Below are 14,750 nucleotides of genomic sequence, written 5' to 3' on the forward strand. Positions count from 1 at the left end.
CGGTGCTCGTGCCGGTGGCCTGGACGGCCCAGAGCCAGTTGCCGGCGGAATCCAGCTTGGCCACGAAGACGTCGCCATAGCCATATCCGTCGATTACGATGGAACCAAAGGTTGATTGCCACTCCATCCCCCCAGTCACATAGATGTTCCCATCGGCGTCTGCCACAACGTCTGCCCCCTGTTCGTGCACATTACCGCTGGCACTCACCGCCCACAGCCAGTAAGGGTTTTGGGCATGCAGGCCGCAGCCACAGGCAATCAATATCAATCCAAAGATGACAGCTTTGAACGCGGGCATAATAAACTCCTTGCTCGAAAGGATGCTCAAGGGAATTATCTTTTAAGCAAAGCCCAAACTGTCAAGGAAATTATACGCCGCATCCGCCATTATGAAACCTTAACCCCCTTTCCGCCCTGATGTTTGGCCCGTTTGCCACTAACCCGCCTCCCGCCGAGTACCCGCCCGTCTGGCGGTTAGTCGGCGGGCAATAAGCGAGTGGCGGACGAGCTGAATATTAGGGCGGAATAAGCGGGAAAAAGCTTATTCCACGGTCACGCTTTTGGCCAGGTTGCGGGGCTGGTCCACGTCCAGGCCCTTGAGGTCGGCCACGTGGTAGGCCAGCAGTTGCAGAGGGATCACGGTCAGCAACGGCTGCAGGTTTTGCAGGGTGTCCGGGATATGGATAACATGCTCGGAAAGCTTCTCCAGTTCAGTGTCTCCCTCGGTGGCGATGGTGATCAGCCTGGCCCGGCGGGAGCGGACCTCCTGCAGATTGGTGTGGATCTTTTCGTAGAGCGGATCGCGGGTGGCGATGGCGACCACAGGCATATGCTCGTCGATGAGGGCGATGGGGCCGTGCTTCATCTCCGCGGCGGGATAGCCCTCGGCATGGATGTATGAGATCTCTTTCAGCTTGAGGGCGCCTTCCAGGGCGACGGGATAGTTGATCCCGCGCCCCAGATACAGGGCCTGGGGGCAGTCTTTGATGCTTGCCGCGATCTGGCGCAATCTCTCGTTCTGGGCCAGGATGCTTTCGATCTTGGCGGGGATCTGCTGCAATTCGCGGATGTAGTCCAAGCCGAGGTTGGTGGCAAAGCTGCGCTGCCGTCCCAAAAGCACGGCGAGCAGGAAGAGGATGGTGACCTGCGAGGTGAAGGCCTTGGTGGAGGCGACCCCGATCTCGCTGCCGGCGTGGATGTAGGAACCGCCGCTGGATTCGCGGGCGATGGTGCTGCCCACGACGTTGGTGATGCCCAGAACCCTCGCCCCGCGTGACTTTGCCTCCCGCATCGCCGCCAGGGTGTCCGCCGTTTCGCCGCTCTGGCTGATCACGAAGACCAGGGTGTCCGCGTCGATGATGGGATTGCGGTAGCGGTATTCAGAAGCGTATTCCGCTTGGACGGGGATGCGGGCCATGTCCTCGATCATGTATTTGCCGATGAGGGCCGCGTGGAAAGAGGTGCCGCAGGCGATCAGATGGATGTTCCGCGCCTGCCTCAGTTCCTGGGGCGTGAGATTCAATCCGCCCAGGCGCGCGGTTCCGTTCTTCTCGTCGATCCTGCCGCGGAAGGCGTTATCCACGGTGCTGGGCTGCTCGTAGATCTCCTTGAGCATGAAGTGCTGGAAATCGCCTTTTTCGATCGCGGAAATGTCCCAATCGACCACCGAGATCTGGGGCTGAACCAGCTCGTGGCGCATGTTCGTGATGTCGAAGGTGTCGCGCCGGACCACGCAGATCTCGTCATCCTCCAGATAGATCACGTGCTTGGTGTGGATAACGATGGCGCTGACGTCGCTGGCGATGAAATGTTCGCCTCCGCCGATGCCAATGATCAGCGGCGAGCCCTTGCGCACGGCGATCAACTTGTCCGGCTCGGCCTGGGAAAGCACCACCAGCCCGTAGGTGCCCTCCACCCTTTTGAGGGCTTCGCGGACGGCGTCCTCGAGGCAGCTTTCGCTGTTTTGGTAATGCTCGATCAGGTGAACCACGACCTCGGTGTCGGTCTCGCTGGTGAAGGTGTGGCCGAGTTCGAGCAGTTGCTGTTTGAGCAGCTTATAGTTTTCGATGATGCCGTTGTGGACGATGGCGATCGTGCCGGAGCAATCGACCTGGGGATGGGCGTTGAGCTCATTTGGCTCGCCGTGGGTGGCCCAGCGGGTGTGGGCAATGGCGATCTGGCCTGAACATTTGTTCGGTTCAGGCAATGAGCGCTCCAGTTCCACGATCTTGCCCTGTTTTTTGTAGACCTGCAGCTCGTTCCCATGGATCAAGGCGCAGCCGGAGCTGTCGTAGCCTCGGTATTCCAGGCGTTTCAGGGCTTCAACCACGATGGGCAGGGCGTTGCGGGAGCCGATGTAACCAACTATTCCGCACATCAGGATACCTCCTGGGGAGCCGTGGCCTTATGGAAAAGAGCCATCGACCCGGCAAATACCAGCAGCGCCGGGGCCAGAACCCAGTAATGCAGGTTATCTGCGTCCTGGATGAAAGGCTGGAGCCAGGGCTGGCTGGCGTAGGTGACGATGAACAGGGCCAGGCCGTTGTTGATCGTATGGGAAAGCATGCTGTTGATGATGCTGCCGGAACGGAGGGTCAGATAACCGAGCAGCAGGCCCAGCAGGAAGACCGGCACAAAGCGGAAGGGATCCAGATGGAAGACCGCGAAGAGCAGGGCGCTGGCGATGACGGCAAGGCGCAGGGATTTGCCTTCATAGAACCGGACCATGAAGCCCCGGAAGAGGATCTCCTCGCAGATGCCGGGCAACACCGCGATCACCAGGAACATCTGCCAAAGCGGGACATCCTGGGTGAACAACCTGGACAGGGCTTCGATGTATTCCTCCGGAAAAGGATAGATGGAATTGATGAATTGGGAGAGGATGGCCACGATCAGCGCGGCGGAAACCGCGATGAAGGGGATCAGCAGGACCTCTTTGAGGCGCGGAAGTTTCAGGCGCAGAATTTCCCTGGGCTTGAGCTTGAGCGCCCGGAGCAGGAGCAGCACGGGCAGCAGGATGATGAAGACCTGCGTCTGCGTCAGGCCCTTGATCATGTCTTTGGCCTGGAGGCTTCCGCCGATGTAGTAGAGGGCGATCACGGCCAAAGCAAAATAGAGCAGCCCGTAAAAGGAATTGAAGAAGCTGCGCTTGTTGCGGGCCACGTTTTTGATGCTGCTGTCATCCTCGGTGCGGAAGAGCACGGATTCGGTGTTGAACAGCCTGACGGTGAGCCAGATGGCGAACACGTCCAGAACAAGGGTGGAACCGACAGTGATGAGAAAGTGGGTGAGATTGTATTCGTTGATCATCACCGCCTTGAAGAGCAACGCGATGTTCACCACCGGGATCAGGGCCAGCAGGTTGTTGATCTCGACCGAGGGGATGAAGCTGATCATGCCCAGCAGCATCGAGACCATCAGGATCGGCTGCTCGTAGGTCCTGGCCTCCTTCATGTTGCGCGAGAAGGTTGAGATCGAAAGCAGCAAGGCCGCGAACAGGGTGGCCAAAGGCAACATCGCCAGCAGCAGGATCCCAAAGGCGCTGATGGGCATCTGGATGCTTTGTGTGGCAAGGCCCGACTGGGAAAGGAAAAACCTGATGGACAGGCTGATGCTGACCAGATTGATCACCACGTTGATCATGGCCATGGTGATGATGGTGAGGTATTTGCCCAAAACTATCTCGCTGCGCGTGGCGGACGAGACCAGCAAGGTCTCCAGGGTGCGCCGTTCCTTCTCTCCCGCCACAAGGTCCGCCGCAATGGTCGAGGCCCCGGCCACCAGCATCAGGATCATCATGTAAGGCAGGATGATCCCCAGGATCGAGCCCATCTTCTTTTCCGCGGTGGAAGTGTCCACAGGGTCAATGATGATCGGCTTGATCAGCTGCGGGTCGACCCTGAGCGAGGACAGGCGGTTGCCGATTTCCTCCTGGGCTGTTTGCATCAGGGCCTGGTCAATCCGGCGATAAACGAGCTGCCCCCGTTCATCCGAGGCGTCGTATCGGACCCTGACCTTGTAGGTGGGCAGTCCTGAAGCTCCAACGGAGTCTGAGAGGGTCACGATCGCCTGGATCTCTTTTTCTTTGTGCAGCCTCTCGACTTCCGGAGGGCTGGGCATGAGGCTGTAAAATTCAATCCCGTCGATGCTGTTCTGGATGGCCGAGCTCATTGCCAGAGAAGCCGTGTCGCGAATCTGCAGGCTGTCCTGGAAGGCGATGGTGGCTCCCCGTTTTTCCAACACCTCGGTCTGGCGGCTCATGATGGTGGTAAACCCCATGAACAGCAGGGGATACATTATCACGGGCAGCACGATGGTGGCAAAGAGCGTGCGCCGATCGCGCAGCATCTCCAGGATCTCCTTGCGGTAGACGATTCCGGCTTTCTTAAAATTCATTTGCCGCCACCTTCACTTCTGCGTTGGCCTGATTCACGTAATAGACAAAGATGTCGTCCAGATCCGTCAGGGAGGATTCCCCGCGCATGCTATCCAGAGTCCCCTGGGTGAGGATCCTGCCGTTGTGGATCATCACGATCCGGTCTGCCAGGCGTTCGGCCTCGCGCATGATGTGGGTGGAAAAGAGCACGCATTTTCCCCTTTGTTTGCAATCGCGGATGAAAGAGATGATGTTGCGGGCCGTGAGGATGTCCAGGCCGGCGGTGGGCTCGTCGAAGATCATCACCGGGGGATCGTGGATGATGGAACGCACGATGGAAACCTTCTGCTTCATCCCGCTGGAAAGGAATTCCATCTTTTTATCCAGGAATTCGTTCATGTCCAAAAGCTGGGCCATGTCAACGATCCTGGCCTTGATCTCTTCGTCCCGGATGCCGTAGAGACGGCCGAAATAGGTGATGAACTCCCTGGGGGTGAGGCGTAAGTACAGCCCGGTGTCTCCGGAAAGAAAACCCAGGTTCTGCCGGACCTTGTCGCCCTGGGTGAGAATGTCGTATCCTTCTATTTCGGCGGTTCCCGATTGGGGCTGGAAAACCGTGGAGAGGATGCGCATGGTGGTGGTTTTCCCCGCTCCGTTCACTCCCAAAAGGCAGACGATTTCGCCATGGGCCGCTTCGAAACTCACCTCATCAACCGCCCGGAACGACGTGCCGTCCTTCTTGGGAAACTCTTTTACCAAAGACTGGACCTTGATCATACGCGATCCTTCGAATGTATATTTTAAGGGATGAGCATTTTGGGGGTCGCTATCGTGTCAAGCTTTTTGGCTGGAAAGTGCGGAACCGGCCGGGAGAGGATATCATGCCAAAACCCTCCCCACTCATGGTTCAGGCTGTGTTCCGCTTCACATTGGTCCTGCAACTCAGGCTTACCACTGCGGAAGATTCAGGGGCTGGCGCTGATGTTACTTTTATTGGTAATCGGGCAATTACAGTCCTTTCTCCTTCACCCACTCCCCTGCTTTCTTCAAGGCTTCGCCTGGAGACGGAGCCTTGCAAACATAGGTCCAGATTTCCGATTTGACGAAAACTTCCTGGTTGTATTCATCCCATTTCACTTCAAGGTTATGCTCCATCCGGCCTTTCACTTTGCCGATAATCGCTGCCGCCATGTCTATCTCCTCTATTTTGCATTTTTTTCTAATAAGCCTTGGCTCTGTGATCATTCAGAAAGTGGCTGAAGCCATGAGCACTTGCCAACGCTGTTTCTGATACATACAATATAATCAGATGCCCTTGCGTCAAGAAATAAAAACGGATCACCAGACCCTTAAAACTGACATCATCCGAGCTCTAACAAGCGCCGAAAGAGACATCCGAGGCGCAATGTCCGCGCAGGTTGGACCGCGGCTTCGTAATTGCGAGGAAAAAGCTTGACGAAATAACGAGGTTTCAAAAGAATAGCTTTAGTAATATACCCGACTGTGCGGATCAGTAGTTACAGAGCGAAGAGCTAACTAATCATCCCAATCACCCAAACAAGAGAGGAATGTCTTTATGGAAAACGCGTTCAGCATTCTCAAGCAGATCAAGGGGGAAAATGTTCTGGACGCCGCCACCGGACGCGGCGATTTCATCAATGTCCTGCGGAAGAACCTGGGCTCCTACGTCCAGATCATTGGCGTGGATTCATCTGAAAAGAGCATCGAATACGCCCAGAAGCTCTTCCCGGACAATGATATCGAGATCTACCAAATGGATCTGCAGGACCTGCAGTTTGAAGATGGAAGTTTCGACCTGGTTAGCCTGGCCAATTCACTGCACCATCTGGACAACCAGAAGGTTATCTTCACTGAACTGATGAGGGTCCTGAAACCGGGAGGAACCTTCCTGCTCACGGAGATGTATCAGGACGGCGAACAAAGCGAGGCGCAGCAAACCCATATCCTCATGCACCACTGGCTGGCCTCGATCGACCGCCGCTTCGGGCTTTATCACCAAGAAACCTACACTCGGGAGGAGATCCTCAAGATCGTGAAAAAACTCAAGTTAAGCAAGCTGAACATAATAGATTTTTACCAGCCGGTGGACAATCCCAAGGAGGCCAGGAACTGCGAGCAACTCAGGCGAAACATCGCCGAAACCTTCAAACGCCTGGAAAATTTCGAGGATGGCGCTGAACTGACCGACGCAGGAAAAGCCATCGTCGAACGTATAAACAATGTGGGATGCGCCAGCCCCAGCCGCCTGCTGATCACCGGGGTTAAACCAAAGCCAAGAAGTTCATAGCAAAGGAGATACATAATAATGCCAACAGTCGAAAACCTCTTTGACCTCTCGCAAGCCCAACTTACCAAGCTGGCCAAGCAGTACGGGATCCCCGGCTACACCCAGCTCAAGGGCAACGATCTGGTCTTCAAACTCCTCGAATTCCAAGCCGCGCAGGAAGGCCTGTCCTTCGTCACGGGCTGCCTGGAGATCATGGAGGACGGATTCGGGTTCCTCCGGTTCCCGCAAAATAACTACCTGCCCGGGCGCGACGACGTCTATGTCTCGCTCACCCAGGTGCGCCGGTTCGGGCTCAAGACCGGCCACATGATCTCAGGCCCGGTGCGTTCGCCCAAGGAAGGCGAAAAATACTTCGCCCTGCTGAGGGTGGAAGCGGTCAACTACATGGCCCCCACAGCGATGCAGGAACTCCGCCCCTACGACACCCTCACGCCCTATTACCCAACCGAACGCCTTAATCTGGAGTTTGACACCAAAAACTACTCCACCCGCATCATAAACCTCTTCACCCCCATCGGCAAAGGCCAGCGCGGCTTGATCGTGGCCGCACCCCGCACCGGCAAAACCACCCTTCTCCAGGACACCGCCAACGCGATCCTCACCAACCATCCGGAAGTGTATCTGATCGTTCTGCTGGTGGACGAGCGCCCGGAGGAAGTGACAGAGATGAAAAAGATCCTCCGCCCAGGCAACCGCGAAGTGATCAGTTCCACCTTTGACGAATCGCCCAAAAACCACACCGCGGTGAGCGAAATGGTGCTCGAGAAAGCCAAACGGATGATCGAACTGAATCAGGACGTGGTGATCGTTTTGGACAGCATTACCCGGCTCGCCCGTGCCTACAACAACGTGACCCCCTCCAGCGGCAAGGTCCTCAGCGGAGGCATCGACGCCAATGGCCTGATCAAGCCGAAAAAGTTTTTTGGAGCAGCCCGTAATACTGAAGAGGCAGGCTCGCTCACCATCATCGCCACCGCCCTCATAGACACCGGTTCCAAGATGGACCAGGTGATCTTTGAAGAGTTCAAGGGCACGGGAAACATGGAATTGGTGCTCGACCGCAGCATTTCAGACATGCGCCTCTATCCAGCCATCGACCTGGTCAAGAGCGGAACCCGCCGCGAAGAGCTGCTGCTCACTCAAAACGAGATCAACCGCATGTATGTCCTGCGCAAGTTTTTGAAGACCATCAGCCCGATCCAGGGCATTGAGACCTTGCGCAAGCGGATGCAGGCTACTGAGACTAATGACGACATGCTCAACTCGATGAGCAATTAGGACCACGCCGCATATTGACGCCCTGCCAAAACCTGCCATGAGTCGCTCCCCGCTTGCGCTCACGCTATTGCTGATCATGCTCCTGGCGCCGTTTGCGTCTCGGGCTGTGGCATTCCGCCCCGAATTTCAAAACCTGGCAAACCTCTACCAGAGCGGCAGGCTCGATGAACTGGCTTCCCAGCTCCTCTCCTCCAAGGCAAGCAACGACGAGGAGCGGGCGCTGCAAAGCTATCTGAGCGCCATGCTCAAAACCCGCAAATCCGAGTCCATGCCCCTGCTGCAACAAACTGCCGACCGCTATCCCAACACACATTACGGCCAGCTTGCCATGCTCGAGCGAGCCAGAATACATATCCTGGAGCGGGAAATCGCGGAAGCCAAGGCGCTCCTGCAGCGGATCAGATCCACCGAAATCCGCGAAAGGTTCTACTGGCTGGGGGTCTGCGCAGACGCTTTGGATGACCATGCCAGCACGATCTCACATTGCGATCAGTATCTCCGCCTCGACCCGGCAGGCACATACATTGGCGAAGCCCATTACCTGCTCGCCGGCGCGTATCAGGAACAGGGAAAATACCAAAGCGGGATCACAACCCTGAGAAAACTGGAAGCGCTGCCGGGACATCCGCGCGACGAGCAGTATTTCTACTACCGCCTGGGCCGGCTCTACCAACTGGCTGGCAATAACAGAGAGGCTATGCTTCAATATAAGAAAGGCTTTGAGTTGAATCGCAATTCCCAGGTGGCCTTCCTGATCGAGGACAGCCTCTTTGAGCTCAAGGAACGCCACGGCTCAGCGATCGATATCTCTTTCCTCTATCCCTACACGGCCATGGATATCATTGTCCCCGCAGAAGATGCTCCCCCAATCACAACTCCCGACCTGACAACCGAATTGAAACTGGATGCCAAGCCTTCGGGTGGGTTCTTCGTCCAGGCCGGCAGGTTCAGCGTGGAAACCAGGGCCAGCCAGCTTTCGCTGGATATCCGGGCCATCAATCTCGGTGCCAGCTATTTTGAGGACAAAGCCAACCGCAGCACGCCCTGGGTGGTTGTGAGCGGGCCCTATCCCTCCAGGACCGAGGCCGACGCCGTGCGCCAGGCCTTGATCGGAAAAGGCATCGAGTGTTTCATCACCCAGTTCTGAGATTTTGATGGACAAAGACAAGTTTCCCGAAGCCAAGCTGACTCCGATGCTCAAACAACTGCAGGAGGTCAAACAGGCGCATCCGGACAAGCTGATCCTTTTCCGCATGGGGGATTTCTATGAAACCTTTTTCGAAGACGCCCACACGGCTTCCCGCATCCTGAACATCACCCTCACCTCACGAGATAAAAAGAACGACAACCCAGTGCCCCTGGCCGGCTTTCCCTACCACGCCCTGGACACCTATCTGGACAAGCTGATCAAAGCCGGGATCAAAGTGGCCATCTGTGAGCAGATCGAAGACCCCAAACTGGCCAAGGGGCTGGTCAAACGTGAGGTCGTGGAGATCATCACCCCGGGGACGGTTCTGGACCAGTCTCTGATCGGGGGCAGCGCCAACAACTTCCTCTGCGCCCTGTATTATGAAGACGAGAAACGAAAGCTCGGCCTGGCCAATCTGGACCTATCCACCGGAGAATTCAGCTTCACGGAAGTGCAGCTTGGCGACCTGGCCAACGAACTGGCCCGGATCAGGCCCAGCGAGGTGATCGTTCCCAGCATCGCGGCCGAAAGCCTGGTCAAAAGCCTGGACCTGGAAAACAAGCCCACCATAACCATCTTCGACAGTTGGCAATTCAAGCCCTCGGAAGCTGCCTCCATTCTCAAGAAACACTTCCGGGTCCATTCCCTGGAGGCGTTTGGGGCGCAGGGCAAAATCCTGGGTTCCACCGCTTCCGGTGCCGCGCTGGCTTATGTGCAGTCGTTGTACAAAGTGCCTCTCACCCACATCGCCGCGCTCAGGTTCTATTCCCTGGATAGTTTCATGCAACTCGACGAGATCAGCCGGCGCAATCTGGAACTGACCAAATCCATCCGCTACGGCGACAGGCACGGCAGCCTGCTGGCCGTGATCGACCAAACCCAGACCCCGATGGGCTCGCGGCTGATCCAATATTGGCTGCTGCACCCACTTTTAGAAAAGCAGCAGATACTCCAGCGCCAGTCAACTCTCAAAGCCTTTCTCTCCAACACCGCCTATCTGAAAGACGTCTGCAATTGCCTGCGCGAGATCGGCGACATTTCCCGCCTGGTTTCCAAACTGGGTGCGCTGCGCATCAATCCGCGGGAACTGGTGGCGCTCAGGTCCTATCTGCTGACCATGGCCGAGTTGAAAGAAAAGCTTAGCGCCTACAAGCATCCACTGCTTGAGGCTTACTCAGTGCGGCTCGGTGGTTTTGACGATCTGATCGAAACCATAGGCAGGGCCATCCGTCCCAAACCTCCCATCACCATAACCGAGGGCGGCATCTTCAATCCAGGTTATGACAAGGACCTGGACGAACTGCTGGAGATAATCCACGATGGCAAATCCTGGATTGCCCGCCTTGAAGAGGACGAACGCAACAAAACCGGGATATCCAACCTCAAGATCGGCTACAACAGGGTTTTTGGCTATTACATCGAGGTCGGTGCCGCGCATGTGGCCAAAGTCCCGGATTATTACACTGCCAAACAGACCCTGGTCAATTCCCAACGCTATATCTCCCCACGGCTCAAAGAGTTTGAGGCCAAGGTGCTCAGTTCCGAAGAGAAGGTCAAAAACCTGGAGCATGAGTTGTATCGGGAATTGCGCCAGAAGCTGGCCCTGGAACTCGAATTGCTGCAAAGACTGGGAGAGACCGTCGCCCTTATCGACGTCCATAGCTGCCTGGCACATCTGGCCTGGCAGAATGATTACTGCTGCCCGGAATTCAGCCCTGACCGCTCTCTCACCGTCATTGGCGGCCGCCATCCCGTGATCGAGAAACTGATCGACGAGGATTTCATCCCCAATGATACATTCCTGGATTATCCGGAAACTTCCATCGCCATCATCACCGGGCCCAACATGGCAGGCAAATCCACCTATCTGCGCCAGGTGGGGCTCCTGGCCATCCTTGCCCAGATGGGCAGTTTCGTGCCCGCCCAAAAACTGGTCCTGCCTGTCTTCGACCGCGTTTTCACCCGCGTGGGCGCTTCAGACAACCTCGCCCAGGGACAAAGCACGTTCCTGGTGGAGATGATCGAAACGGCCAACATCCTGCATACCGCCAGCTCCGATTCGCTGATCCTGCTTGACGAGATAGGCCGCGGCACTTCCACTTTCGACGGACTCAGCCTGGCCTGGGCCATCATCGAATACATCCAGAAATTCAAACACACCCTCACCCTCTTCGCCACCCACTACCACGAACTGACCGAACTGGAGAACATCTATCCGGACATCAAGAACTACAACGTGCTGGTGAAGGAATTCAACGACCAGATGATCTTTCTGCGCAAGATCGAACGGGGCGGGGCTGACCAGAGCTATGGCATCCAGGTGGCCAGGCTGGCCGGGATCCCCGACCGCGTTATCCGCCGCGCCCGCGAGATCCTGAAAAACCTTGAAGAACACGAGATCTCGCCTCAGGGCCTGACTGCCTCCATCCGCAGGAAACTGAACCAAAATTCCCCTCAGCTCGAACTGTATGAAGTTCTGGCGGACAAAGCCGCGGAACTCGATCCGATCATTGCTGAGATCAAAGACATCAACCTCGACGAACTCACACCCATCGAGGCCTGGCAAAAATTAAAGGAATTGCAGGACAGATTATGAACAGGAAACTTAGTTTGCTCACCCTGGCACCCATCATTCTGGCCCTCGCGGCAGCCATCATTTCAGGCTGCGCGGTCAACCAAAGCGGCAACCTGGCCGGCCGGATCAACGGCAAACCCATCCCGGGCTCCTCCTATTGGGATGCTTACCGCGGGCATTACAACAATTTCCAGATCCTCAACAACCGCCCGCCTGACAATGAAGAGAAAGAAATGCTCAAACGCCAGACCTGGAAGGACGCCACCAGGCACGTGATCCTCACCGAACATTTCAGGAAATATGATATCAGAGTGAGCAACCAGGAAGTGATCGACACCCTGAAAAACAACGTGCCCGAGTACATCCTCAGATCTCCAAAATTCATGACCAACGGCGTGTTTGACCCCAAAATCTATTTCCAATCGCTGCAATTTGACACCCCGGAAAACCTGCTCCCCCTCCGCAAGGATTATCAGGATTACAAGATCCCGATCATGAGGCTGCAAAAGCACTTGATCGAGGACGAGCTGATGGGCTCGGCGGACAGGAAGCTGGCCACGCGGATCTTGCAGAGCCAGGCAGACATCGAATGGACCATCCTGGACATCAACGACATGGACCCGGTGGTGAGCGAAGAGGAGATCCTGATGTATTATCAAAGGAATAATGGCGAATTTAGCCTAAACCCCTTTTATAAGGTCGCCTGGACCAGCATCCGCGTCACGCCGTCCAAGACCGATACCCAAACCAGCATGGTGCTCGCGGATTCCATCTCTGCCCAGCTCGCCCGGGGTTATACAGTTGCTGAGGTGATCACAAAGCACAGCGATGATTTCCCCTGGCTGGAGTACAAGAATTCCGGTTTTTTGCGGAACAGTGATCTGGACCCCGCGGTCTACGCCCTGCTCAGCGAATTGGCTGAAGGCGGTTTCAGCAAGCCGGTGGGCGATTCGGAAGGCTACACCATCTATGAGCTCGAACAGCGCACCAAAAGCATGGTCAGTTTCTTTACCCTGCGGATCCCTTACATACCATCCCAGACGAGCATAGATCTGGAACTTCTTAGGGCGCAAAGGGTTGGCAGGCTCGCCAGTAGCATCGGCCTGGCCGAGGCGGCCAGCGAAATGGACCTTCCTTTTAAGAGGACCGGACGCATCGAGCCCAACGAGACCTGGACCGAGGATCTCGCTGTGGAAACTGCGATATTGGGCCAATTGCCCGGAAAGGAAGCCGGACATGTGTTTGAACCTGCATACTCGGCTCAGCAGCAGAGTTGGCTCATCGTGGAACTACTGGAATACGGCCCCGCCAAAGTGAAAACTCTGGAGCAGGTTCAGGAACAGATCCGAATCCAACTGGCCAACGCCAAAAAGACAGGGCTGGCACTCAATCTGGCGGACCAGATCATTGCCGGCAGAGCTGCGGCGCCTGCATCAGCCAAAATCGTCCGCCTGGAAACCATGAACCCTGGCACAGTCCTGCAGGGCATGGGCTTTGAGAACGTCTTTTATCAGACCCTGCGGCGCCATCTGCAAAAGGAAAGGCAGCAAAGCTTCCAATATGACAACCTCATTTTCATACCCCGGGTCTTGTCCTATTCCACCGACCGGAAGATCAACATAGCCCCCGCGGACGCAAAAAGGGTCTTCGCTGCCAATCTCCCAGCCAATTGGTTTGAGACATGGATGGTAGGCAAGATCCAGAAAGCCGACGTGAAGATCTTTCTCGAATAGAACCTGATAAGGCTGTCAATCGAGAGACTGATTCCTTTCTCCAGGAAAAATCCTGGCCCCGGCTTTGGCGATCTTTCTCCCGTCTGGCGCACGCATACGGTCTAAGCGTATTGCCGCCTGTAACTTACGTGCCGAGAAAGAGTCGCGTTCCAAACTTGAAACCCCCATGGCTCCCCTTATCATTACGGTGTCATTACGGACTCATTACGGACAAAGTCCGTAGTGAGTCCGTATTGATAGCGTATTTATCAAGAGGGCGAGCATAATGGAATCCGAAATTGGGGCTGCCGGTTAGAGGGTTAGCAGATTTCCGATTCAATGATGGAATGAGTCCACTTCCGTAGTTTGCAGAGCCAGACGGCCAGTTTGATTTTTCCTCACTCTGAACCCCAGCCCTCCGATCTTGTATGAGGCAAAAAAAACCCGGGCATAAACCCGGGTTCACTATCATACTATCTTGGGACGTCATTTCATCAGGATCGCCCTGCGGGTGGACGTGTAATCCCGGGACTCGATGCGGATGAAATAGATTCCCGAAGACACAGGGCGGTTCTGCGCATCCCTGCCGTCCCATACTATGTTGTGGGTGCCGGCGCTTCTGGCTTCGTTCAGCAAGCGCCTGACGAGCTGGCCCTTGACGTTGTAGACGCTCAGCTTGACATTTGATTGAGTTGCAAGGTCAAAGCGGATGGTCGTGCTCGGATTGAAGGGATTGGGATAGTTTTGATGGAGCTTCGAGATCAGCGGTTGGTTTTGCGGATCCTCGTTGGGCACGAAGGGGAACGAAAATTCCAGGGGATCGGTGCCCTCGCTTTCACCCTGGGCATAGACCGCAACCACGTAGTAGTGGTAGGTTCCGGGCAGGGTGATGTGTTCTGAATACTCTGGCTGGACATACAGGCCCAGTTGCTCGTAGCGGCCCGCATTGACACGGCGGTATACCTGATAGGCCTGCACCGGGTAGAGAGGTTCAGAGGGCGGAATCCAAATCATGAACAGGGTATCGCCAACTGAATAATGCGCCAGACCTGTGGCCGGAGCGAAATAGCCAAGGTAGAAATCATGCTCGACACTGGGTGTCGTTGCGCTGAGCACGACCGGGAACAGGCTGTCGGTCAGATATCCGGGCGCCGTGGCGGAAACATTGTGGGTTCCCGCGGGCAGATAGAGCATGTAGTTGCCCGATCCATCCGGCTGGGTGCTGATCTCGGAAGCGTTTTTGACCATGACCCTGCCGTAGTCGATCACGGGATTGGAGGAAAGCACCGCTCCCGTGACCACTCCCGCGAAGG

The 14,750-nt window shown here is 56.0% G+C and carries 11 protein-coding genes; 5 read left to right on the forward strand and 6 right to left on the reverse strand.

Annotation, left to right across the window (positions count from 1 at the left end; genetic code table 11):
* The 5 genes from K0B87_07050 to K0B87_07070 all read right to left on the reverse strand — a co-directional run.
* On the reverse strand, positions 1-298 hold a 298-nt coding region (locus K0B87_07050; GenBank protein ID MBW6514495.1), incomplete at its 3' end, for a hypothetical protein.
* Positions 299-541: 243 nt separating this feature from the next.
* Positions 542-2,377, reverse strand: coding sequence for a glutamine--fructose-6-phosphate transaminase (isomerizing) (glmS, locus tag K0B87_07055; GenBank protein MBW6514496.1), 1,836 nt, complete (start codon positions 2,375-2,377; stop codon positions 542-544).
* On the reverse strand, positions 2,377-4,395 hold the full coding sequence (locus tag K0B87_07060; GenBank protein MBW6514497.1) for an ABC transporter permease subunit: 2,019 nt from the start codon (positions 4,393-4,395) through the stop codon (positions 2,377-2,379). Before K0B87_07060 ends, glmS begins: the two co-directional genes overlap by 1 nt.
* Positions 4,385-5,152 (reverse strand): ATP-binding cassette domain-containing protein, encoded by a 768-nt coding sequence (locus tag K0B87_07065; GenBank protein ID MBW6514498.1) that lies wholly within the window; start codon positions 5,150-5,152, stop codon positions 4,385-4,387. Before K0B87_07065 ends, K0B87_07060 begins: the two co-directional genes overlap by 11 nt.
* Positions 5,153-5,383: 231 nt before the next feature.
* Positions 5,384-5,566, reverse strand: coding sequence for a hypothetical protein (locus tag K0B87_07070; protein MBW6514499.1), 183 nt, complete (start codon positions 5,564-5,566; stop codon positions 5,384-5,386).
* Between the two features lie 385 nt (positions 5,567-5,951).
* Between K0B87_07070 and K0B87_07075 the strand changes: the two genes are divergently transcribed.
* The 5 genes from K0B87_07075 to K0B87_07095 all read left to right on the forward strand — a co-directional run bounded on the left by K0B87_07075 (position 5,952) and on the right by K0B87_07095 (position 13,458).
* Entirely contained in the window at positions 5,952-6,683 is a 732-nt protein-coding gene (locus K0B87_07075) for a class I SAM-dependent methyltransferase (GenBank protein ID MBW6514500.1), read from the forward strand.
* An 18-nt stretch (positions 6,684-6,701) separates the two neighbouring features.
* Positions 6,702-7,961, forward strand: coding sequence for a transcription termination factor Rho (gene rho, locus K0B87_07080; protein ID MBW6514501.1), 1,260 nt, complete (start codon positions 6,702-6,704; stop codon positions 7,959-7,961).
* Between the two features lie 106 nt (positions 7,962-8,067).
* On the forward strand, positions 8,068-9,108 hold the full coding sequence (locus tag K0B87_07085; GenBank protein ID MBW6514502.1) for an SPOR domain-containing protein: 1,041 nt from the start codon (positions 8,068-8,070) through the stop codon (positions 9,106-9,108).
* A gap of 46 nt (positions 9,109-9,154) precedes the next feature.
* Complete coding sequence (gene mutS / locus K0B87_07090) at positions 9,155-11,746, forward strand: DNA mismatch repair protein MutS (GenBank protein ID MBW6514503.1); 2,592 nt, start codon at positions 9,155-9,157, stop codon at positions 11,744-11,746.
* The gene (locus K0B87_07095; GenBank protein MBW6514504.1) at positions 11,743-13,458 is read left to right on the forward strand and encodes a SurA N-terminal domain-containing protein; all 1,716 of its coding nucleotides are present in this window, start codon (positions 11,743-11,745) and stop codon (positions 13,456-13,458) included. The genes mutS and K0B87_07095 overlap by 4 nt, the downstream gene beginning before the upstream one ends.
* A gap of 465 nt (positions 13,459-13,923) precedes the next feature.
* Here K0B87_07095 and K0B87_07100 read toward each other — a convergent pair.
* Positions 13,924-14,750: T9SS type A sorting domain-containing protein (locus tag K0B87_07100; GenBank protein MBW6514505.1), on the reverse strand; the 827-nt coding region annotated here is incomplete at its 5' end.

This window comes from Candidatus Syntrophosphaera sp., from assembly GCA_019429425.1.
In the GTDB taxonomy this organism is placed as follows: domain Bacteria; phylum Cloacimonadota; class Cloacimonadia; order Cloacimonadales; family Cloacimonadaceae; genus Syntrophosphaera.